The organism is Microcystis aeruginosa NIES-843, from assembly GCF_000010625.1.
GTDB classification, from domain to species: domain Bacteria; phylum Cyanobacteriota; class Cyanobacteriia; order Cyanobacteriales; family Microcystaceae; genus Microcystis; species Microcystis aeruginosa.
In genome coordinates this window covers 2795279-2817936 of record NC_010296.1, presented here as the reverse complement: position 1 = coordinate 2817936, position 22658 = coordinate 2795279, and the positions used below count along the sequence as shown (strand labels likewise).

14 protein-coding genes, 3 pseudogenes and 1 CRISPR repeat array (1 of these 18 cut by a window edge) are annotated in these 22658 nt (G+C 41.5%); of the genes and pseudogenes, 1 reads left to right on the top strand and 16 read right to left on the bottom strand.

Going from position 1 to position 22658, the window contains the following annotated elements:
* Window positions 1–3168: direct repeats of the CRISPR family, unit length 37 nt; unit sequence GTTTCAATCCCTAATAGGGTTTAAGATTAATTGGAAC; it reaches 4876 nt to the left of the window's first position.
* A gap of 233 nt (window positions 3169–3401) precedes the next feature.
* From cas2 to MAE_RS13405, 12 genes and pseudogenes are all read right to left on the bottom strand, one after another.
* On the bottom strand, window positions 3402–3674 hold the full coding sequence (gene cas2 / locus MAE_RS13455) for a CRISPR-associated endonuclease Cas2 (RefSeq protein ID WP_002742874.1): 273 nt from the start codon (window positions 3672–3674) through the stop codon (window positions 3402–3404).
* Between the two features lie 12 nt (window positions 3675–3686).
* Entirely contained in the window at window positions 3687–4691 is a 1005-nt protein-coding gene (gene cas1d, locus MAE_RS13450) for a type I-D CRISPR-associated endonuclease Cas1d (protein ID WP_012266061.1), read from the bottom strand.
* 5 nt (window positions 4692–4696) lie between these two features.
* Window positions 4697–5290, bottom strand: a complete 594-nt coding sequence (gene cas4 / locus MAE_RS13445; RefSeq protein WP_012266060.1) for a CRISPR-associated protein Cas4 — start codon at window positions 5288–5290, stop codon at window positions 4697–4699.
* A 2-nt stretch (window positions 5291–5292) separates the two neighbouring features.
* Window positions 5293–6126 carry a CRISPR-associated endoribonuclease Cas6 gene (cas6, locus tag MAE_RS13440; protein WP_012266059.1) on the bottom strand — a complete coding sequence of 278 codons (834 nt, stop codon included), beginning with the start codon at window positions 6124–6126 and terminating at the stop codon, window positions 5293–5295.
* 240 nt (window positions 6127–6366) lie between these two features.
* A complete protein-coding gene (locus tag MAE_RS13430; RefSeq protein WP_012266057.1) occupies window positions 6367–6933 on the bottom strand; it encodes a Uma2 family endonuclease in 567 nt (188 codons plus the stop codon).
* A gap of 9 nt (window positions 6934–6942) precedes the next feature.
* Window positions 6943–7134 (bottom strand): annotated as a pseudogene (gene cas5d, locus MAE_RS29650) (type I-D CRISPR-associated protein Cas5/Csc1); the annotation flags it as partial.
* A 225-nt stretch (window positions 7135–7359) separates the two neighbouring features.
* Window positions 7360–7452 (bottom strand): annotated as a pseudogene (locus tag MAE_RS35045) (CRISPR-associated endoribonuclease Cas6); the annotation flags it as partial.
* Window positions 7452–8018: a Uma2 family endonuclease gene (locus MAE_RS13425; RefSeq protein WP_012266055.1), complete on the bottom strand. Its 567-nt coding sequence runs from the start codon at window positions 8016–8018 to the stop codon at window positions 7452–7454. The pseudogene MAE_RS35045 and the gene MAE_RS13425, both read right to left, overlap by 1 nt.
* Before the next feature lie 47 nt (window positions 8019–8065).
* Window positions 8066–10789 carry a CRISPR-associated helicase Cas3' gene (gene cas3, locus MAE_RS13420; RefSeq protein ID WP_012266054.1) on the bottom strand — a complete coding sequence of 908 codons (2724 nt, stop codon included), beginning with the start codon at window positions 10787–10789 and terminating at the stop codon, window positions 8066–8068.
* Complete coding sequence (locus MAE_RS13415) at window positions 10782–11606, bottom strand: hypothetical protein (protein WP_012266053.1); 825 nt, start codon at window positions 11604–11606, stop codon at window positions 10782–10784. The genes cas3 and MAE_RS13415 overlap by 8 nt, the downstream gene beginning before the upstream one ends.
* A 3-nt stretch (window positions 11607–11609) precedes the next feature.
* Entirely contained in the window at window positions 11610–12503 is an 894-nt protein-coding gene (locus MAE_RS13410; RefSeq protein ID WP_012266052.1) for a hypothetical protein, read from the bottom strand.
* 2 nt (window positions 12504–12505) lie between these two features.
* Window positions 12506–15190 (bottom strand): hypothetical protein, encoded by a 2685-nt coding sequence (locus MAE_RS13405; protein WP_012266051.1) that lies wholly within the window; start codon window positions 15188–15190, stop codon window positions 12506–12508.
* A gap of 817 nt (window positions 15191–16007) precedes the next feature.
* Here MAE_RS13405 and MAE_RS13395 point away from each other — a divergent pair.
* Entirely contained in the window at window positions 16008–16865 is an 858-nt protein-coding gene (locus MAE_RS13395) for a helix-turn-helix transcriptional regulator (RefSeq protein ID WP_012266048.1), read from the top strand.
* A 99-nt stretch (window positions 16866–16964) separates the two neighbouring features.
* Here MAE_RS13395 and cas5d (MAE_RS13390) read toward each other — a convergent pair whose 3' ends face one another.
* From cas5d (MAE_RS13390) to hepT, 4 genes and pseudogenes are all read right to left on the bottom strand, one after another.
* Window positions 16965–17639, bottom strand: coding sequence for a type I-D CRISPR-associated protein Cas5/Csc1 (gene cas5d / locus MAE_RS13390; protein ID WP_012266047.1), 675 nt, complete (start codon window positions 17637–17639; stop codon window positions 16965–16967).
* A 55-nt stretch (window positions 17640–17694) separates the two neighbouring features.
* On the bottom strand, window positions 17695–18702 hold the full coding sequence (cas7d, locus tag MAE_RS13385) for a type I-D CRISPR-associated protein Cas7/Csc2 (RefSeq protein ID WP_012266046.1): 1008 nt from the start codon (window positions 18700–18702) through the stop codon (window positions 17695–17697).
* A gap of 17 nt (window positions 18703–18719) precedes the next feature.
* Window positions 18720–22228: pseudogene (gene cas10d, locus MAE_RS13380) on the bottom strand (type I-D CRISPR-associated protein Cas10d/Csc3).
* Window positions 22221–22655 carry a type VII toxin-antitoxin system HepT family RNase toxin gene (gene hepT, locus MAE_RS13370; protein ID WP_002778659.1) on the bottom strand — a complete coding sequence of 145 codons (435 nt, stop codon included), beginning with the start codon at window positions 22653–22655 and terminating at the stop codon, window positions 22221–22223. Before hepT ends, cas10d begins: the two are co-directional and overlap by 8 nt.
* Window positions 22656–22658: the final 3 nt, after the last annotated feature.

Genomic DNA, 22658 nt, shown 5'->3' with positions numbered 1-22658 from the left:
GGCTATGCGGGTCTCAGCCTTATCCAAGTTTCAATCCCTAATAGGGTTTAAGATTAATTGGAACTCGGTTAAATTAGGCTTAATCTGATTATTAAAAAAGTTTCAATCCCTAATAGGGTTTAAGATTAATTGGAACTGGTTGCTTTTTTGTACCACGATTCTATCAAGCAAGTTTCAATCCCTAATAGGGTTTAAGATTAATTGGAACGGGGCAGGGGTAGGTGTTCGATTTGTAGGCTTGTGTTTCAATCCCTAATAGGGTTTAAGATTAATTGGAACCCATTTAAGTTAGCGATGCTGTTTCGCGAAAGATTGTTTCAATCCCTAATAGGGTTTAAGATTAATTGGAACCTTAGTATGGATTGTCCCCAGGGTCGGGCAGTGGATGTTTCAATCCCTAATAGGGTTTAAGATTAATTGGAACCTTCCAATTCGCGTAGTTTTGAAATCGCCTGATGGTTTCAATCCCTAATAGGGTTTAAGATTAATTGGAACAGTAGCAAGATTTAAAAGAGATGCCAATTTATCAGTTTCAATCCCTAATAGGGTTTAAGATTAATTGGAACTCGAGAACTCGATCCCAAAAGAAAACAATCCCGTTTCAATCCCTAATAGGGTTTAAGATTAATTGGAACCATCTCCAAAATAATATGCAGTATTAGTCTTAGCACGTTTCAATCCCTAATAGGGTTTAAGATTAATTGGAACCGGCGGGAAACAATTTAGCTGCTTTAGGGAGTATAATGTTTCAATCCCTAATAGGGTTTAAGATTAATTGGAACCTTTGCGTGTTGTTGGTTTGATTGGGTGCTAAAAAACGTTTCAATCCCTAATAGGGTTTAAGATTAATTGGAACAGCCTGGACATCATCGAGTATGCCATGGCTGTTTTGGGTTTCAATCCCTAATAGGGTTTAAGATTAATTGGAACAAGAGGCAATCTGCTTTTTTTCGCTAAGGGATAAGGTTTCAATCCCTAATAGGGTTTAAGATTAATTGGAACCCTTTCATCATCAGATAAAGACGGCTCACCAATGGCATCGTTTCAATCCCTAATAGGGTTTAAGATTAATTGGAACGGGAGATGTAGCAATTAGGATTATGCAAACCATTGTTTCAATCCCTAATAGGGTTTAAGATTAATTGGAACCCGGTAGTAATCGACGCTTTTCGAGTAAAATTTCGGTTTCAATCCCTAATAGGGTTTAAGATTAATTGGAACCTAATCATACCACGCCCCCTTCTAGTAATTTTAGGTTTCAATCCCTAATAGGGTTTAAGATTAATTGGAACTATATTTCCTCGCCCGCCAGCGTGCTTTCTCAGGTGTTTCAATCCCTAATAGGGTTTAAGATTAATTGGAACGATGAGATAGTATTAATTGCAGTCAAAACTAAATTTGTTTCAATCCCTAATAGGGTTTAAGATTAATTGGAACAACTATAGATGTCACTACACAGGACCGAATCCTGAGTTTCAATCCCTAATAGGGTTTAAGATTAATTGGAACGAGTCTATCGGAGACGCGCCGATAGAGAATGCCGGTTTCAATCCCTAATAGGGTTTAAGATTAATTGGAACTAGAAGTCAATTCTCTTGCATTAGAATCAGGGTTGTTTCAATCCCTAATAGGGTTTAAGATTAATTGGAACATTCTGATGTTAACTCGCTTAGTTTTTCCATGCTTGTTTCAATCCCTAATAGGGTTTAAGATTAATTGGAACACGAGCTGGTTGCTTTGTAAAAGCTAGTGTTTGGGTTTCAATCCCTAATAGGGTTTAAGATTAATTGGAACACGCTTAAATCTTGGGTTCCTTTCTTAAGTGCCAAGTTTCAATCCCTAATAGGGTTTAAGATTAATTGGAACTTTGTTTTCAACTTATGCTGATGTTCCTAGTCTTGTTTCAATCCCTAATAGGGTTTAAGATTAATTGGAACCGGGTTTTTTATTGGGTAGATGGAGTAGTAGAGGTTTCAATCCCTAATAGGGTTTAAGATTAATTGGAACCGGTTCTGCCGATATCTTTAGGATGATTAATCGAGTTTCAATCCCTAATAGGGTTTAAGATTAATTGGAACACCAAGCTAATACCCTCCGATGCCCATCCATAGGAGTTTCAATCCCTAATAGGGTTTAAGATTAATTGGAACTCTTTTTTTATTTTTCTCTCCTCCCTATAAAGCATCGTTTCAATCCCTAATAGGGTTTAAGATTAATTGGAACAAGATGTACAGCAAAGTCAGCAATAAAAGTGATTAGTTTCAATCCCTAATAGGGTTTAAGATTAATTGGAACGGGATCATCCTTTGACTAATTCTGAAGATATTGTTGTGTTTCAATCCCTAATAGGGTTTAAGATTAATTGGAACTAGGTCAATAAACTGCCCAATTCGACACATTTCTGTTTCAATCCCTAATAGGGTTTAAGATTAATTGGAACAAGCCCTCAAATTAGCCAAGAAAGGCTATTGGGGGGTTTCAATCCCTAATAGGGTTTAAGATTAATTGGAACAGGAATTAACGAATTACGGAAGTTGGCTAAGGCAAGTTTCAATCCCTAATAGGGTTTAAGATTAATTGGAACGGCTCCCTATCCACTTGCAGTCTCACATTCACCACGTTTCAATCCCTAATAGGGTTTAAGATTAATTGGAACCCCCGCAACGCACCCTCAGAGATACCGATATTCTCCGTTTCAATCCCTAATAGGGTTTAAGATTAATTGGAACTCTATGACTCTCATGATTTTTTAGAGGATTAAGTTGTTTCAATCCCTAATAGGGTTTAAGATTAATTGGAACATTGATGAGGTAACATTCCGATCAAGGCAATCTCTCGTTTCAATCCCTAATAGGGTTTAAGATTAATTGGAACTTTAAATCATAAACACCCCTCTCCACTTGCCATTGGTTTCAATCCCTAATAGGGTTTAAGATTAATTGGAACCGTCCCATCGTTACGTTCTATCTGGTATCCTTCATGGTTTCAATCCCTAATAGGGTTTAAGATTAATTGGAACAATTTTGATTTTTCTTCATCCCATGTAAAATCCATGTTTCAATCCCTAATAGGGTTTAAGATTAATTGGAACGCTATCATTTTTTATAGCAATAATTGTGTCGAATTCTGAAGTTTCAATCCCTAATAGGGTTTAAGATTAATTGGAACCGCCCAGTGGTAAAAGCTATACGTTATGGGATTTTCAAGGTTCGTATGCGCCGCACCCGCAATAAACCAATCATACAGCAAGTGACCCAGTTCTTCAAGACCCCGCAAAACCTTACGGGATAAGGTGCGCCCCGCGTTGGAAAGGAAAATCATCTCGAATCTATATTGCATAAGCTTTTCAGCCACCAGATAATAGTTAAGGATTTTTACAGCTACCCGGAAGCGCAACCGAGCTAAACAAAAAAAATTGTATTATCCCGGGGTAACTCACCACCGATGCGTTCCACTTTACCCCGACAACAGGCGCAGAGAAAATAAAAGCGGATGCTATCGGTATCGGGTTTGATCAACTTACTCAAGCGCCCGCGCAGCTTAGCGTACTGGGTATCGGTTAGATCGCACTCAAAAACACTATACTGCACCCGTTGGCCGTAGGACTTTAACGTATTGTGAATTTTGGTTCGTCGCTTATCATCGGAAATGTCGTAACTGACAACAAAATACATGACCGCCTCTATCTACTTTAAAATCAAGGGTGGATACTTATCCGTCTCATCCATCAGATATTTCGCCATTAGTCGGGCCTGAATCTCGAAAGCTTCTTGATAAGTACACTGTTTACCCATTACTGGATGCTTAAACTTCGATTGTTTCTTCTGTTCGTACAAGCGCAGGAAAATCTGTAAACCTTCTCTCGTCAAGGAAACCGCACCGCTTAAGGGTTCGGTGGTGAAATGTTCGGGGGTAAGATAAGGATGATTGACCCCATTGAGAACCACGGCATCAACGACGATCGCTCTAAATTCTTCCATCAGATCTAGTGCCAGCGAGGGGCGACCGTAGCGTTGATAGTGAAGATAACCGAGATAGGGGTCAAAACCGACCAAATTGATCGCACTCTGCACGTCATGGCGCAATAACGCATAACCCAGACTCAAAAGAGAATTGACCGGATCTCGCGGGGGGCGACGGTTACGCGAGGCAAAGGTAAAAGTATCACCGAGAATTAAGGAATCAAAACAACTGAAATAGGCTGCGCTTCCCGCTCCCTCTAACCCCCGGAGAGAATCGATCGCCGAGGTTGTTTCGATCGAGCCGATCGCTGCTTCCAAACAAGCGATCGCCGTTTGTAAATCCAACTCCTTTCGATCGCGTTGACGACGGAGTAGAATGTTGCGGTAATTCTTCAGCTTGCCGCGGACGAATCCCCGCACTAAATGAATGGCTTTCGGAGAATCGCCGGCGGCCTGCCATTGCGCTCGACGAACGAAAATATTTTTGGTCATCTCCGGCTCCAATCTACCGAGATATTTTCCCGTGGCAGTGACAAAACTCAGGGGAATATGACGTTCCAACAATTCGATCACCAATGCGGGAGAAACTGAACCCCGTCCGAAAATCACCACTCCTTCCACGTTCAATAGAGGTACATCGAGGATCGTTTCCTTGGATGCTTTAACCGTTAAACGCTCGTCATTTTTGCCGAGAAATGCGTCTTCTCTCGTCACATATACCGTTCCCATATTTTTTAGTCTTCCTCTCGATATCGTTGGACTTTTTCGGTTAATCGGGGCAAGCAGCGATCGAACAAACTGCATCCCTTGCAGCGGGGTGAATAGACCGCCGGGGGCATTTTTCCCGTCTGGATCAGGGTTTCAATTGCTCGGATCGTAGCGATCGCCCGTTGCCGTAGAGCAAGATCGATCGCCACCGGTTGACGCTGGTGAGAACTGGCATAGTAGATATAGCCGGTATCTAGCCTTTTTCCAGTCATTTCTTCCAAACAGATGGCTTGAGCGCACACCTGCAACTCGTCGTTATCCCATTCGCCTTTACTGCCCCGTTTGTATTCCACGGGGATAAATTCGCCGTCGTGGGACTCGATCAGATCGGCTTTACCGATGAGACGGTAATTATCTGATTTAAGCCAGATCGCCCGTATTTGCCATATTTCCTCCCGGTTTGCCGCCCCGACGGTGTGAACTCGCTCGTGTAAATTTGTTCCCTCGATCGTGTAGCTATTATCGAGAAATTCCCCGGCGACGAACATTCTCCAACAACGGTGGGGACAGTAGGCGTAATGGTTGAGAGCGGCGATCGGTATGTAATCAGATTCATCCATGGCTATCTTTTCTCCTTAGCAATTCTGCGAGTCATCCCCATTCCCATGGTGGTTTTCCGTCCCACTCCCGCGTAGAGGGCAAAATCCGCCAGTACATTAATCGCTTTAATCTTTGCGGGTTCCACCTCTCCCAAAAGACGATAGTGAATCTCGCCCACACAACCGAACGACTGGTTTTTATAGGCTTCGTCGGCTAATTTCGTTTGAATATCGAAGAAACTAGGGAAAATCGACTCTAGGACGATGGAATCGAAGGGGATAGCGCTATAGCGATTCCAACGATTGAGAAGGCTATTAAACACCAGTTCCCGCGTCGGTAAGGCACTATCGAATTTTCCCTGCCGGAAGGTGACGGGGGTGGCGAAAAGGAAATCAAATTCCCGATTCGTTTCCGAGGCGTTTTCATACAGGTATTGATAAGTACAAGAGTTCGCCCAGGGTTGAACCGATTGCGGGGTGGCGAGGACGCTGGTGATAACCAGATCGGCGGAACCGAGATGCCAGGGGTGTTTTGGATTGAGATTCAACCAGAGCGGGGTTAATTTACCGAATAATCGGTCATCGAGCAGAGAAATCCGCCACCAGCAGGGAGTTTCTGGGGCGATTGGCCGTTCGTATCGCCACTGCGGGGAATTTATCGTTTTTCCCCCGGATTGCATCTGTAGTGGCGATAAGGTGAAGGCTTTATCTGCCTCGGCTGTGTGTAGAATTTTCCCTAATTCCTGATCAACACTACTGACAAGGGTAAGAAATAGCGCGTGAAGGTGTCGTCCGGTGAGAAAATTCGGATAGATCGGCGATCGAGGGGTGAGATTGAGAACGAGACTGTAGGGCATTAAGTAGCTGGTTATAATTAAATTAAAAATGGATTTTAGCTTCGATCCCCCCTGCCCCCCTTGATAAGGGGGGTGTCGATCCCCCCTGCCCCCCTTGATAAGGGGGGTGTCGATCCCCCCTGCCCCCCTTGATAAGGGGGGTGTCGATCCCCCCTGCCCCCCTTGATAAGGGGGGTGCCGATAGGCGGGGGGATCCCCCTTAATAAGGGGGGCATCTGATGATTTTTAACGCCTGCCTACTTAACTTAATCGGGCCTTGGCAAAAATTTGTCTGGGAGTTAGGGTTAAATCGGGGAGGAGAATATCGCTAATTTCGTCATCGCCTTTTTTAATCGCCGGGGGTGCGTCGGGATAGAAAATCGTGATCTGCTTGGCCCGGGGATCGACGATCCAGACGCGACTGACTCCCGCTTTTAGGTAGTCCACGGCTTTTTCGCTCAGGCTGCTGAAGGATTGTTCAGGAGAAATAATTTCGATGACTAATTCCGGGGGAACGGGACAAGCTTCATCGGTGAGGGTAATATCTCCTAACCTTTCCAGGGAAATGTAGAGAAGATCGGGAACCGGACACCAATCTCGACCGTTTTTGCTGAGAATGATCGCCCATTCGATTCCCACTTCTCCCCGTCCTTGATTCCAGCGATCGAGTACGAGAAATAAAGCACCAGTTAAACGAGAATGAAAGAATTTCGGTGACATTTTTGCGATCGCTTCTCCATCGACTAATTCATAGGTAATATCGCCCTCGGGATCGGTTAGCGAGAGAAATTCCGGTAAAGTGAGGGGTTTAGAAGAGATAAGAGTCATAGTCAATTTTCAACCGAAGTGATAGGACAATCGAACGGGAATTTTCAGATCGGGGCGATCGCTTATTTGGTAATATTCCCCGCGCATTCGTACATTACGGATTAAACTAACGGGAGGCATATTAATCACGTCGTAGCCAATCACCGGATGGGTAAACATAACATCGAGAGGATTTAAAGGATAGGGATAGATAAATAGGGCTTGCTGAATAAATGTGAAATGTAGGCAAAGTAAGGGTTTTGGGGCTTTACGAGCGAAACAGGTGCAAGATTTTGAGAGAATCGTCGTTCAAAACCTTGCGTCTTCATCGGCCCGGGTCCTGTAGGGGCGAAGCATTCGGGCAATAACCTATCGGTGAAACCGGAGATTTTCTATCCGAATGCTTCGCCCGTACTTTTTCAGCAAGCCCTAAATAAATCCTCTTTTTGTAAGGAATAGCGCCTGAAGGTGTCGTCCGGTGAGAAAATTCGGATAGATCGGCGATCGAGGGGTGAGATTGAGAACGAGACTGTAGGGCATTAACTTAATCGGGCCTTGGCAAAAATTTGTCTGGGGGTTAGGGTTAAATCGGGGAGGAGAATATCGCTAATTTCGTCATCGCCTTTTTTAATCGCCGGGGGTGCATCGGGATAGAAAATTGTGATCTGCTTGGCCCGGGGATCGACGATCCAGATACGACTGACTCCCGCTTTTAGGTAGTCCACGGCTTTTTCGCTCAGGCTGCTGAAAGATTGTTCCGGAGAGATAATTTCGATGACTAATTCCGGGGGAACGGGACAAGCTTCATCGGTGAGGGGAATATCTCCTAACCTTTCCGGGGAAATGTAGAGAAGATCGGGAACCGGACACCAATCTCGATCGTTTTTGCTGAGAATGATCGCCCATTCGATTCCCACTTCTCCCCGTCCTTGATTCCAGCGATCGAGTATAGAAGATAAAGCCAGAGTTAAACGAGAATGAAAGAATTTCGGTGACATTTTTGGGATCGCTTCTCCATCGACTAATTCATAGGTAATATCGCCATCGGGAGCGGTTAGTGAGAAAAATTCCGGTAAAGTGAGGGATTTAGAGGAGATAAGAGTCATGGTATATAGTTTTTAGTGTAGTGAACATATCCCGCGCCAGATAAAAATCAATCTTGTGTTAGAGCAGAAGTGTAATTAATCACTACTGATCTATCTTCTGTGGGGTTATACCGAAGTCTTTCTTGATAGCCATTTGATCTGCATTTAATAAAAACTCTAGGCAAGTCTTTAAACCCTAATTCATGATCATATATGGCTCCCTCCTGAACTGCACAGACTTTGATCACCATGTCTTTACTGTATGCACATCCCCAATATTTTAAAGGTTCTAACTTATATCGAGTTTCTTCCTTGTCGTAAATCCATTCGTACACAGACACATTAGCGTATTGATTTGTGTAATTTCCTTCATTATTGATTAAACGATCAATGGGGACTTGAATTTGAGGAGATTCTTTGACAATTTTTTCTAAACTATCACCCTGCTTACCGTCATCATATACCAAGGTAACGGATGGAGTCCAGCTACGGGTGATTACTAATCCTTTTTCATGAGCAGATTGACAAGTGAGATCGGCATTATAAACATAGTCTTGCAACAGGGAAAAAAGCTCAACAACTCGATAATCATCAATTTTCTGTTTTGTAGAAACACAATTCATGATCGCTTTCGGATCAAAGTTTCGAGCGTGCAAACCCTTAAGAATTGTTTTATAATCCTCTAGCTCTGCCTCGCTTAAAGTATTAATAAATTCAGGAATATTATTGCCAATAACAATGATTTTTGCATCTTCAACATTACCTTTACGATTGCAACGTCCCGCTCGTTGAATTAAACTTTCTGGGTTACACAGTTGAGTAATCAAACGGGTACTATTTAAATCACAACCAACTTCGATCGCACTGGTAGTAACCAGAATATAAGCTTGGTCATTTTCATCTCTCTCTTTTAATCTTTTATAAAGATTGGTGCGAGAATAATGGGAAGTTTTGGGAATATCTGACAAACGACCATGGTAGAGAAATAAAAATTCATTTTGTCCTGAAGATTTAATGTTTAATTTCTGTTTTATTTTTTCATAAATTGCTATGGCATCTTTAACAGTTTCTACAGAAACAATGATACGATGGCTTGGGTTAGAGTTCCATTCTGCAAGGGCTATCGAGGTCAACTTTTGTTGTAAATTTGTTGGTTCTTTTACATCATAAACAATATCATCAACCCATTCAAACTGTTTTAAATTAGAATAGTCTTGCTTCAAAATTTGCTGATAAAAATTATTTAGCTTCTCTAGATTGTCCTGAACATCAATGTAATCGATCATGTTATCCGCAAGATAATCGAATCTTTCCAGATGATTTTGTGATAAAGTTGCCGTCATTAAAACAAGCGAGCGTCCTGCTTCATACAAAGCTTTAACCAAACTGCAAAAGTTAGTAAACGAAATATCATCATAGGTATGAGCTTCATCAAAACAAATCAGTGTATTACCATGATAAATTCGATAGGGAAAGATGAATGATTTTTGCTTATCACCATAGCCAAAGTATCGATATATAAATTTATCAATCGTTGTTAAAATAATATCTCCTTTGTATAAATGTCTTCGAGAATTATTGCTAGATTTAATTTCTCCATCTAGATAAACATATCGATTCATTTCGGTTCCTGTATCTATCACCAAAGACACTTCACGTCCTTTGTGTAGGAGTGAAAATTGTTTTAAATATTTATCGCATCTCTGTTTTTGATCTTCTAACAAACTTCGTGCAGGTAGGGGTATAATCAGGCGAGGTCTATCTTCTTTTGTAGATAGCATAGCTAAAAAGGGAATAATAATCGCTTCAAATTTTCCCACTCCTGTAGGAGCTTTAAGTATAAAAGCTGGATGTTTGTTTTCAACCATCGTTTGAAAGACTTGCTCCTGCATTGGATTAGGTTGAAAATTCGCTAATTCTCTATACCACCACAAAATTGCATTTTCTGATTTTTCTGATGGGGAATAAGTGTTTGAATTATCAGGTTTGATAATGGCAGTAATTGCTCTATCTTCACTGATTGTATGTTCGTTTTTTTTCCACCACTCTTTAACAAGAGTATTCAATTTACCTCCTAATTCCTTATCTTTTCCGTTTTCGCGTAATTGTTGGAGTTGATTTTTATCCTCGTCTGACAAGTTATATGTCCACGAACGAAAATTTAAAGTGATAGTTGGTTCTTTAAAAGGATAGGGATCGAGATAAAAAACACGGTGGTTGCTATCTTCGGATGTACCTTTAGTTATTGTAAAATCCATAAATGTGCGAGATTTTGCCTGTTCGTCGTCTCCAATGACACGACAAGCTAATTCCGCTTCAATTTGATCGCACATTTCCAAAATATAAAGTTCTTTGGCGTATTGTAAGGGGTCTTTAGAGAAAATCTTCTGATATTTAGGATCTTTTTTTAATTGATAGGTATCCTTGATAATTTCCTTAGTTGAATAGTCATGATGTCCTCTTGCTAGAGCCTGCACCCAAAGATTTTGTGGTTCATCTACTTTAAATCGATGCCCTTTAAATGAATAAGTATATTTTGTAAACTCTCCCTGTTTATTAGTTTCAACGCGAATTTTGAAAGTTTGTGGTTTAGCTTTGTCGTGTAAATTGATTCCTTCAATAACTCGTTCTAAAGAAAAGTTGCCATCTTGCCATTTTCTAGCTAATTGTCTAACATTACCTACATGATTACCCAGGGGTTGAAAAAGAATTTTATCAGGAGCAATTGTAGGTTCGCCTGGAAAAAACACGCGGCCGAATTTGAAAAAAGGTTGAGGGTTAGATTTAGACATTAATTGATTCTCCTTGTAAAAGTTCCACAAGTGCTACAGGAATCTGAAGATTTCCATCCGTATAGAAATCTAAAGTGGGTAAAGGATTGGCTTTTTCGGGATAGTAAGCGGCAACAAAGGGGATAAAACCATTAATAGGAGATCGCTCTGTATCGAACAATCCCTTATCTTCATCTTGAGTCTGATCTGCTGACCATTCATGACGATAGAGATTATAAATATCACAACGATTGATACAAGGATTTCGCTGTATTAAAGCTTCCATGGGAACAACAGTTGACGGGTGAGCGGAAAGAATCTTTCTTTGGAGTCGTATAGATTCAGATACCTCGTCAATCACCGCAAATCCTTCCTTACCAATTTTACATCCGACTCCTTGTAGGTTAGAAAATGCCTCTAGACTGGACTTAGATTCGCTTACAACATAGCCGATTAACTCCTCAGCGATAAAATATTCCCAAGTGTGTAACTGAAAGTTTTCTCGATCGCCATCAATGTATAGTCTAGAAAAAACATCATGGTTAAACGATCGAGTTCCTTTGCGATGAGTACGATGGACTCCAGACCATTTATCTAGGACTGGATAGGCTCCTAACGCTATATACTGACGAGGTAGGGTGAAATAAGGCGGATTTTCCTTGTTAATGCTGGTTTCAGGGATATCTAATCCCTCGCTTAACATTACTATCCGTCGGAGAAACCCAGAAAAAGTAGTCGGTGGGACGAAGGGATAGGTGGCGATATTGAGAATCGATCCAGGCAGTATGCGAAATGTCATCGCCGCCGTTGGGATAATCTTAAAGGTCAGGCAATACATGATTTATGCTTGTAAAACTGTATCGACGAATATTGCGGAGTATTCTTGCAATTTGGCTAACGCTTCATTGCCTATCCAGCGATCGAAGTGCGCTTCTTGAATATGATTAGTGAAATTAGTTTCAGGATACAGTGCCAAATAAAGGAAATCATTGATCGCCTTTTGCGGGTCGGTTTCCGAGGGAGAAACGATTGGACGCTTCCCTCTAGGAGACAAATATCTATCCAAAACCAGAAGCGGGGTACGATCGTCCGTTTCCGCGATAGCAATTCCTTTCGGATTTCCTGAACCTATGCGAGGTAATGAATCTAAGAAAGCATAAGCCACAGCTGAAAAGTCTTGATCGGTGATACTCAGAGCGTGGTTATAAACGGGATAGAGAATGCCAGGTTGATTGTATTCTCGTCTAAAAGGTGTGGGAGTTTCATCATTGCGATTGACCAATAAAGCGGGGTGCATTGCTCGTTGTTTTTCGACTGGGTAAATCTCTTGTATGGCAACACCTCCACCATGAGTTACCCGACCGATTAAAGTCCGTTTTCCTGGATCGAGTGCGCCAAATGTAGCACAAATCGGACAAGTGGGTTCAGCACAGGTTTTCGGGATTCCGCAGTTTTGTTTATCTCCTAGCAGCTCTCCACTTTTCACAGGAGACCATAGTAAACAACGTCGTTCAACTCCTCGCCGTTTGGTCGGAGAAATATAACATTTTTCAATTTCTTTACCATCTTTTGTACTCAGTTTAACGATTTCAACTAAGTTAACATTAACCTGTACTTCATGTCCTAGGTAAAGCTCTTGAGAGCCTTCGAGAATGGCATAAATATCAAAATGCAATCTAGGTTTATTAGCATCAGTCTTAGGTAGTCCAGTCGTCACTTTAGATTCGGTAGCCATCGTTATTTATCTCCTTTAGATGAAAGTTTACGAACCAATTCAGGAAACCGCGTATAAAGAGAAAGTTTTAATCGATAAGTGAAGTCCCTCCAGTTTTTATCTCCTTGTTTATCCGTATATAGAGGATCATTTGCAAAATAAGTATAAGCATTTTTAATATCGTCAAGAGTAAGATTTAACGATGCGATACCATCTTTTTTTACTTCTATATCCTCCGAAATTTTAAGCTTTTCAAAAATTAACTTTCTGGCTTGATCGTAAATAAAATATGTGTCTCTATCTCGCTTGAGAGTGGCTTTGATTTTAGTACGGTCTTGATCTCCAATAGAGGCATAGTAGGTGAAAAAATGCTCATCCTTGACATTTTCGATGATTTTGCTAATTTCTCTGGCAACTTCTTTTTTAATTTTATCGATAGTTTTTTCATCTAAATTATCTTGTTCTTTTTTTCCTTGCTTCCGTTTTTCTTCCATCTCTTTATCCTTTTTTATAAGAAATTCAGCCCATTCTATAAAGGGATAAAGTAAGCCTGTTAATGCAGCTACATCTTCATAGATTTTAGCTCTTTTAGACATTGTTGTTTCTGACATAGAATAAACTCCTTTTGATCGTTGTTGATTTCTCACGTCTTCATTGATTTGTTTCCAGTAGAGTTCTCGAATACTCTCTAACCATATCTTGTTTTCAAATTTGAGATTGTAGTCGGGAACTCCAGATACAATAAATTCCGCCAAGTAAGGCATATCTTGTTGTACATAACGAATAGCGTCTCCTAGTTTAAGATTTATTTTGTGTTCATTTTTTTGTTCCTGGGTTTTAGCATCTTTAATAATGATGTTTTGATTATATCCCTCCATTATTCCTTTGAGCAAAATTAGTTGTCTTCGCTCTAGCTTATCTGGTGTACTTTTTTGTAAATATAAATCGATTTCCCAATCCGATAGAACCTCTAAAGGAAGTTTAGAAGCGATCTTGGCTAAAGCGTACTGCTTTAATCCTAATTTTTGAGAAGCGATATCACCATTGTTAGTTTTATCTTTTTGAGAATTTAAAATAATATATTTTCCCGCAGTAATATCTAGTTCACCAGTAGTTAATCCTCTCAAGTATTCTTTTAGGTTATGTAATCTAACTCTATCATCATAGCCAGATTTTTCTCGAATAGGCTTGAGTCGTAAGATAATACTATCATCCGTTACTTTTAAGGGGGAGGCAAACGATAATACAGAACAAGAAGAGCAAATGAAAGGTCTATCTTCACTAGAGGATGATTGACGACGTTGAGACGGTCGCTCGAACATAAATCTAGCTACTCTCCACCGCACAGTTTTAGCATCTAAAGTTACTCCGCAAGAGTAACAAAAATCTTTACCATCGTCTCCCGCTGTCCTTGCTGCTAAAATTTTTGGGTTAATCGTTAAAAGCGGTTCTGGAATGGTTTCGAGTTTTGGATTTTCTAACAAACGATACATCTCTAATATACATTGAGTGAAAATATCGCCACGAGTCGAGTTAATTTGTTCTGTGGCCGTTTTGTTAAAAGATTTAGCGATCACCTGAATTGGCTTCAATAGATCTGTTTGTTTTTGTTTTTCTATAAACTCAAACGGATTTCCGTCTGATTCTTCTAGAAATCTCTGCTTCTCCTCGATCGATCCTTCCTGAAAAATAATTTGTGACTCTATTTTATCCTTTTGCTTCTGTAATTTGCTAACTTGAGCTTTTGACAAACCAGTTTTTCCTAACTGCTCGTCAAGGGTTCTTATCTTATGATAAATAGCTCGTTGCTCATATAATAATTTAGACAAAACTTTCTGAAAATAATCTCTATATTTATTAAACTCTTTAGCTTGCATTTCCTGCCTGCTTTTTAGCTTCTTTTCAGTGGACTCTAAATCTTTCGAGTTAAGTTCTTCGGATTTAATTTTCTCAATAAGTTGAACGATCTCAGTCTCACGCTTCTCTTGGCGATCCTTTACTTGCTCGAAAATAGCTAAATAAAAAGCCGCTAACACCTTGGCTTGATCTCTGGTAATTATCGGAATTTCTAGGGTGCTAAAACCTCGTCCCGCTAAGGTAACACTTTTTAGCATTGTGATAAAAGTTTGCATTAATCCTGATAGCTGATATTGAAAATCACCATAGATAGAAAAAATAACTTTCGTGATAAATTCTATCCAAAGCTCCTCTATATTATGTGATTGTTGAGTTTGTGGAATAAAAATCTGCACATGGTAATTACTTTCATGCAGGGAAACAATCTGATATTTTTTTTGCAAAAACTCTAAAAACCGATCAATCGTGCTTTCATGAGTTAATTTTGCTTGTAGCTCTCCCGGTGACGGTGATTTGTACACAAGCTGTATCCTACCTATCTCTCGTTCTCGATAAAAAACTTGATTCCCTTGAAACGTGGGTTTAATGAACTCGCTTTCTTTTTGGGGTTGAGAAAGTCGTAACTGTCTAACCAATTTAGGACGATCAAAAGTTTTGGCGATCGCCATCGCTCTTGGATCGTCAGCTAAAGCGAAAATCAATGTCGAGTCGGTTTGAGCGATCGCATTTGCGGTCAAAGCACTCAATAAGATAGTAATTTCAAGTTCGCTAATCTCTTCCGAAGTCGTAACCGCTTTTGTATCTTGCTCTGGAGGAACATTCTCGAAAAGTGAAAGTTGTTTAATCGACATAGTGCTGTCCTTCCTTGATTTCTTATCTTGAGGGAGTAGGCTGAAAAGTGCCTACTTCCGCTCTCTAGAGGCGTTATTGCTGGGATTCTAGGTTAAATCATCGAAAATTCTGACTTCGCCTTCAGAATCCAAGACTGGAGACTGCCTCAGTTCTTTGATTTGGCACTGAAGAAGCTCGATTTGGTCTTGAATAATTTCGATTTGCTGGTAAATATCGTCAAAAGCAGGCATTACTGACCTCCATTTTATTTTGATTGAGGTGGGTATCCATCTGGGGTCAGCTTTGCTATAATGCAAGTGCATAAATTTTTCTATAGATAGCCGACCCCAAAACGGCTTCTTTTAATATAGCTCACTGTTTACGTCCTGACAAGTCTGAGGCAGGAAAAGCAAATCATTCTCTTAAGCATATCATGGTAAGATGATCGATCACTGAACCCCTGATACTAAGAGGGATTGAAACCTGACAAGTCGTGAGGCTACTGTTTAGCCTTTTCATCGAATCCCTATTAGGGATTGAAGCCAGACAGGGCAATATGCGATCTTTGTCTATGAGGTTGTCCATACTACTCTGTCTCCTTTTGTTCACTTCAGATATCTGCCGTTTTAGATCGCCTGAACTCCCCACAACGATGTGGCGGTGACACCATGCTGATCAATATTTTCCGAGTTCCCGACAAAAGGTTACACGGACGCAGAACCATCGTCAGTGGTATATCCCCCTCATTTCCTCTTACCATAGCTTTTTGCGCTCATTTATCATTACAATATAGGTATTGTAGCACAAATATTCCAGAATTGCAAGTACATTTTTCAGGTGAATCGCAAAAAAGAAACAATTACACTGTCAATCCCTCCCGGCACGAAGGAGAAGCTAGAGGCGATCGCCCGACGCTTTGACATCTTTTGGGGGAAAAGTCCTAGTCCGTCAGGTCTAATCGCCGCCATCGCCGAAGGAGAACTGGAGATCGGTGAACCTTTTACCCTCTCGGCAAAGCGGGTCGAAGCGATCAAGGAAGCGATCGACCGTCTGGTGCGATCGGGTCACATCGAACCGGCCCAGACTCTTTCTAATTTTCTTTTAGAGAGAGGAAATCTCTCCCCTCAAGAGCGTCGGGAGATTTCCGAACAGGTGAGTCAGTACGATCGCGATTGGCGGCTCACGGTGGAGCGCTATATCCATGACCGGCAAGCTTTTCGGGTAATGTACAAAAATTCTCAGGGACAGACCCTAGAATTTACCGTTCGCTCTGCCGAGATCATGTTTCGGGAAAAAGAATTCTATCTAGAGATCTGGTGTGAAGAAACGGTCGATCTGCCAGAAGAAGATAGGCGAGACTTTCCCGAGCTTGTTCACAATCGCTGTCTTAAATTCTCTCGTATTCAAAGCCTGATCCCGATCGAAGAACCATGGCGAGACAGTCTCGATTTTATAGAAGTACAATTACAATTAGAAAAAGACCTCGTGAAGGCCTATGAAAGGAACACAAGGGATATCGACGACCGAGAGGTAAACGGAAAAAGGATTATAACCCGTAAAGTCTCTAGTCCTTTTTGGTTAATTCGGGAGATTTTACCCTACGGAGATCGCTGTATTGTACTTACACCAGAGCCATTACGCAACCGGATCAAACAAATTTTATTTAAATCTCGTCAACAGTACGAATCGGGGTAAAATGTGCGATGCGACGGTAATATCGCCCTCGGGAGCGGTTAGCGAGAAAAATTCCGGTAAAGTGAGGGGTTTAGAAGAGATAAGAGTCATGGTCAATTTTCAACCGAAGCGATAGGACAATCGAGCGGGAATTTTCAGATCGGGACGATCGCTTATTTGGTAATATTCCCCGCGCATTCTCACATTACGAATCAAACTAACGGGAGGCATATTAATCACATCGTAGCCAATCACCTGATGGGTAAACATAACATCGAGAGGATTTAAAGGATAGGGATAAATAAATAAATCCTCTTTTTGTTTTGATAGGGAAAGTTCTGTCAGTTTTACTTCCGCTTTACTCATCCATTTTCCCAAACGAATCCATTTAGGAAGTTGTAGGGGGTGATGGGAAATGATAAAACATTCAAAAACACTTTCGGGAGCGATTTCTTTTGCCCTGCCAAAACTGGGAATATTTTTCTGGGTTTTTTCCATCTCCACATGATAGTTATTATTGGCATATTTCCAAGTATTGAGAACCGCCGTATGAACGATCGCCCGTGCGGGAGTGACATAAATTTTCTCTTCGTTAAGAGGATTTAAATGTTCTTGGTACTGGGGAATCTGTTCGGAACAGAAGTAACGATAACTATCGCTATTTACCAATCCCAAAGCATAACAGAGCGCGTAATTATGAATTACGGGTTCGCTTTCGTAGAGTCTGCCGATTTCACGGGTTGCGTAATAAAGACTATCGTGCAGTTCTAATTGACAGGAATAAATATGTACCATAACTCTTTAAAAATTGCGAGGATCTAGGGTGAGAAATTACTCACCCTACTGAAATTTACGGTTTTTGAGCGGCTGGTTTTTTCTCGGCGATATGTTTCTTAGCGTAGTCTTTCGCTTCTTTATCTGCTTGGTTCAAGATCGATAAAATTCCTGCTTCCGTACCCGTGAGAGTTTTCACCTCAGTTAATAAAGGTTGAAAATTTTCCCCGATAAAATCGGTATGAACGATAAATTCTTCCGCCATTAATTCTTGTATTGCTTCGGTGGCTTTTTCCATAACTAAATCCTCGTCTAAGGGATCGATCGAGTGTAATACTTCATCGGGAAGGCGATCATATATTGCCTGTGTCCAGCGCAAATTACTAACAATTTCCCCATCGGCAAAAATAACACCGATAAGCTCATTTCTTACCCGTCCCGTCCGGGTAGTTTGCGCGCCGTAGTGACGGGTACGCAGGATGTTATTAAAAACATAGAGAAAACTTGCTTCTGTCGGATCTTTGAGCGTGACAATACTAGGGAAAAACACCTGCGGACGGATGTGATCCTGCTGGTTAATCCTGCTAGTCACTTCTCCTACTTTTGTGTCATTCTCTCCCTTCGATGCCATAGTACCATTCTCGTAGGGAGCGTTCAAAGTAAAACTTTCATGGGATTCATCAAAGGGTGTGATCGAAAAAGCCGTATCTACTACTACTTTCGATTTTTCTGAACCCGAATCACCGATGGCAAAACCATAAATAATACAGTCGGGGTTATTCATGGCAAATTTTACATTGTACTCACATTCTTCGGCGGTAATTAATTTGTAGTTTCTGAGTAATTCTCGACCGACTAAACGTTCTGGAGTTGACTGTTTCCGTTTAAACATCGATAAACGACTAATCGTTTTTTTGCTATCAATTCCCGCACGAACACGAGCTTTATTTAGCTCTCCATCTGTTTGAAATAAAGGATAGGATTCTGTGACTCGAATCGTCAAAAAGTGAACGTATTTTCCCATCGGTTTGTAGGGAATCTCGCTATGAAAGAATTTAGAATTGAGGGTTTTCAGTAAAGACATGGTAGGTACTCCTTGAATTAATTATTGTTTTCAGAATCTTCATCCACAGTTTGACCCTGGGCTTTTAACTCTTGATTTTCTCTGTCCTGTTCAAGACGGTAAAGAAATTCGCAGGTATCGCGAATAAGGTTTAATTGTCTGCCGGCTAGACGCGCTCGATCGCCCTTAAAAGAAACCTCGAACACATCGATCACAAAATAACGAGCAAAAGACAATATTTTCTGTCTTTCCTGTTCTCGATCGGATAGAATCCAGCGACCTTCTGCTGTAGAAGCATGAACCCGATTCATTAAGCTGGCCACTTCCGCCGCTACTACAGAAACTAGGGCTTCTCCCTGATACATTCCTCCTTTGAGAATCGTATCGGCGGCCACATCGATCGGTTTTAAAACTGCGTTCGCTTTCGGATTATATCGTTTATTAGCTCGATAGAATTGACGATACAATTCGGTTAAGTTTTTCGGGTGATTTAAGGGCGATTCTGCTGTCATATCGATAGTTAAATTGGTTCGGTTGGCTTGTACATAGGGATCGAAACAAGGATAAAAATCGTAGAGATACAGAGCGATTCGATTAGCGCTCGGTATATCGGCATCTTTGCCCCGTTTCCACTGTTTAAGGTAATGAAAAACATAGAGAGGACTGGTTTCTAAATTGATAGCGAGTTCCGTTAATTTGCCCCAATTGGGATCATAACCCGTCTTACCCTGCTTCGAGTTCACGTCTAAATGAATAGAATAGGCTGCGGTGAGGGTATTTAGAGGGGCAGGATATTTTTTTCCGTCATTATCTTGCCATGGGTTCAAGACTCGATCGAGACGGAATCGATCGCATCGGGTTAAGGACCGGATCGCTTGGGGCGCACTGTCGAGAAATACCGTCTCTTCAAATTCCGCACCGTCGCGATAGGGAGGAATAGGAGACTCAGAAACCACCGTTTTGACATCTAGAATCATCGGGAAAGCTAATCCTAACCATGCTGGCATAACCCAGGATTCCGTATCGGTGGGATCGCGGCCCGGAGGTAGGGCTATAAAATAAAAGGTTAGGGGTTTATCTTCGGGATAGGATAGTTTAAAAGTGCGGTCTTTTTTGCCATCTTCCTCCTCGTTAATTGTTTCCTTTTTCTGCCTTAATTTTTCATCGATCAGGAAACTATCGACACTCTGATAACGGGTTCGATCGAAGTTAGCGACTAGATCCTTATCGACAAAGTGCAACTTTATCGAGCTATCAAAACGAGTTTGAGCGATGTTAGCGTAGGCTTTTTGTAAAAAACTATTGGTTTCGGGAGTAAAATAATAGGTCGGGTAAAAGTACAGATAGCGATATTTGCCGTCCTCGAAACGTTTTCCTACCGCTTGGGTTTGATTCATAAGAATCTGACGCAACATCATTTCCGTTCCCGCGATACTGGAAATATTTCGTTTGGCGTTCGAGCCTGCCAGCATTTGTTTATTGGTATAGACTTGGGGAGTAAAAAGAACCGCCGATTCCATCTGTTCGCTGACACTATAGGGAGAATGGGAGATCGAACAGAGAAGTTGACGGCCGCGACCTTGTTTTTTAGCGGCGTTGTAGTGGTTTAATTCTTTCTGGAAGATTTCGATCGAGTGGGCCAATTCCCGACCGGGTAACTGCACCACTTGATTAACCCACTCTCGCAAATCCTCCCAACCATCGGGTAAGTTATATCCCGCAACTATGGCGGCGATTTTTGCGGCGAGAAAAGCGATTAAATCTTCTGCAACCGGTCTAATATCCTCGATTCCGGGATGCTGTTTCAGGTATTGCGCCGCTAGATAATACCATTCGTAGGGAACCCCTCCCGTATTGCCTTTCAGTTTGAGTTCTTTTAACGATTCATTAATACGCTTGATCGCTCGAATTTGTGGCAGATAATTTTCTAGATTCCAATAATGCGCGATCTCGCTAATTAAATCTAAATCCGGCGGTGCGGGTAAGTTTTTCTGCAATTTTCGCGCCTGTTCGATTTTTCCCAAGCGATCGCCCCAGATTTTCCGCGTCACCACGTCCCCGAATTCCGCTAGGCGATCGATGCGGATATCATCTTCACAATGAAAATCGTAATCCGTCGGTAAAACGCCCTGTTGTTGAAATTTAATCAGGTTTTCGCCGCGACTTCCGGCCACGGACGCTTTATTATCACCGAGGATGCGAAGGGTGGCGTTGAGGGCAGCGCGCATTAACCCGGCATCGTCGAAAAATTGGCTGTAGTAATCTGCGTATTTCATCCCCTTGCCATCTCTACCGAATCCCGTTTGTTTACGCTGTAATTCGCCGCTACAGAGGGATTTAATCGTGTCCACCACTCGATTCGGTAAGGTTTCTAGGGACACTTCTGGCGCGTTTTTGGGGGCGATATAGACAACTCCCGTAGGCAAGTAAAGTAAAGGCTGATAGTCTAGTTCTTGATGTGCTTCCATCACCGCGTTATTAAGTACGTTCGTCAGTACCCCGCGGTTTTCGGCGATGCTGTGGTAAGTAAATTTTAGTTCCCCATCGCTGAGGCTGTATAAAAGGTCTTGTAACGAGGCTTTTTCCGCGTCGTGGGGGTGTTTAATAATGGATGCGAGGCGATCGGCTAGACAGGCAAGATCGGTTAAACTTTCGAGGGCGCTATTGTTTAAGCGAGTATTTAACCCATCTTCCGAGGTATTTCGATCGGTATCATTCCGACGCTGGGCATTTTTAGCGATGTATATCAAATCATCAAGATATTCAGTCCATTTTTCTGGTTGATCGGAAAATAAAAAGCGATCTAATCCTAATTCGGGAACCAATACTTGAAAAATCTCTCGATGTTCCTCTCGTGATAGTTTGCGGATATCTCGATCGAAGTCCTCGTTAATCTCGATATATTTCGCCGGCATCGCGGGAAAAAGCGAGTAGCGGAATTTCTCGAAATCGTGGAGAATAAACCCAGCGATCGCCAACCTGCGCTCGCATTCCTTTACTACCCGTCGAACGGTAGTATTGAGTTTTTCTAGTCGTTTTTCGATGAGATTGGCGGGAAATAATCCATTAAGTAAATGAGTATTGAGAGATTGATCGCCCGCGTTATCCCGTCGAACTTTGCTTTTTCCCTCTAATTCCCGACGGCGATCGATTTCCTCGAAGAAATTTCCTCCTGTCGAACTTTGCTTTTTCCCTCTAATTCCCGACGGCGATCGATTTCCTCGAAGAAATTTCCTCCTTTTGCCGTGACACCGATCGCTAATCGGAGTAAATTGGGTAATACCATTTCGGCAAAATCTGCCATAACTCGATCGTCGGGGTTTTCCGCTCGAATCGCCTCCCGTAGGAGTTTTAGGGTTAGCAGTTGGCGAACGGTTTCGACTCGGCGATCGCTTACTGATTCAGTAATCCCCAAATCTTCGGAAACAAGAGATTCTAAATCAATATCCTCGAACTCAAAATCCAGATCTTCATCGTCAATTTCTGTAGTGTTATCGAATAGATTTAACTGTCCCGTTTCCTCTAATTTTTTTTGTTTTTTAGGCATCTTTCACCTCTAGAGAGTCTAAATAGTCGGTAATTTGTTTGAGATAAAGCGGAAATTGAGATAAAGCGATCGGAATCGCCTTAAAAACAAGTTCATTATCGATCGCCTCGTATTGATGCACTAAACGATTTCGCATTCCTGATGATTTCGCCAACTCCCCGGCTAGTTCTCTGGTAGTTAAACCATTTTTACCAGCTTCTATAAAAGAATCGTAATAGGTAGCGGGAGTTACGTTATGTAATTGTAAAAGAAGATAGCTATTAATATCGGAAGATGACTCTACCAATAATTCTATCAATCTCTCAACCATAAGTTGATAGTCAAAATTGTCCAAATACTCTGATAGAGTAACGCTCTCGAACCCCCGTAATCGATTAAGATATTTGATCATCAAACGAATTCTAACGGTGACTATCTCCCTTTCCATCGT

Coding starts and splice junctions, on each gene's coding strand:
- MAE_RS13405 (WP_012266051.1), bottom strand. CDS start 15,190: ATGTCGATTAAACAACTTTCACTTTTCGAGAATGTTCCTCCAGAGCAA.
- MAE_RS13430 (WP_012266057.1), bottom strand. CDS start 6,933: ATGACTCTTATCTCTTCTAAACCCCTCACTTTACCGGAATTTCTCTCG.
- MAE_RS13415 (WP_012266053.1), bottom strand. CDS start 11,606: ATGTATTGCCTGACCTTTAAGATTATCCCAACGGCGGCGATGACATTT.
- cas4 (WP_012266060.1), bottom strand. CDS start 5,290: ATGGATGAATCTGATTACATACCGATCGCCGCTCTCAACCATTACGCC.
- cas7d (WP_012266046.1), bottom strand. CDS start 18,702: ATGTCTTTACTGAAAACCCTCAATTCTAAATTCTTTCATAGCGAGATT.
- MAE_RS13425 (WP_012266055.1), bottom strand. CDS start 8,018: ATGACTCTTATCTCCTCTAAATCCCTCACTTTACCGGAATTTTTCTCA.
- cas6 (WP_012266059.1), bottom strand. CDS start 6,126: ATGCCCTACAGTCTCGTTCTCAATCTCACCCCTCGATCGCCGATCTAT.
- cas2 (WP_002742874.1), bottom strand. CDS start 3,674: ATGTATTTTGTTGTCAGTTACGACATTTCCGATGATAAGCGACGAACC.
- cas3 (WP_012266054.1), bottom strand. CDS start 10,789: ATGTCTAAATCTAACCCTCAACCTTTTTTCAAATTCGGCCGCGTGTTT.
- MAE_RS13410 (WP_012266052.1), bottom strand. CDS start 12,503: ATGGCTACCGAATCTAAAGTGACGACTGGACTACCTAAGACTGATGCT.
- cas1d (WP_012266061.1), bottom strand. CDS start 4,691: ATGGGAACGGTATATGTGACGAGAGAAGACGCATTTCTCGGCAAAAAT.
- cas5d (WP_012266047.1), bottom strand. CDS start 17,639: ATGGTACATATTTATTCCTGTCAATTAGAACTGCACGATAGTCTTTAT.
- hepT (WP_002778659.1), bottom strand. CDS start 22,655: ATGGAAAGGGAGATAGTCACCGTTAGAATTCGTTTGATGATCAAATAT.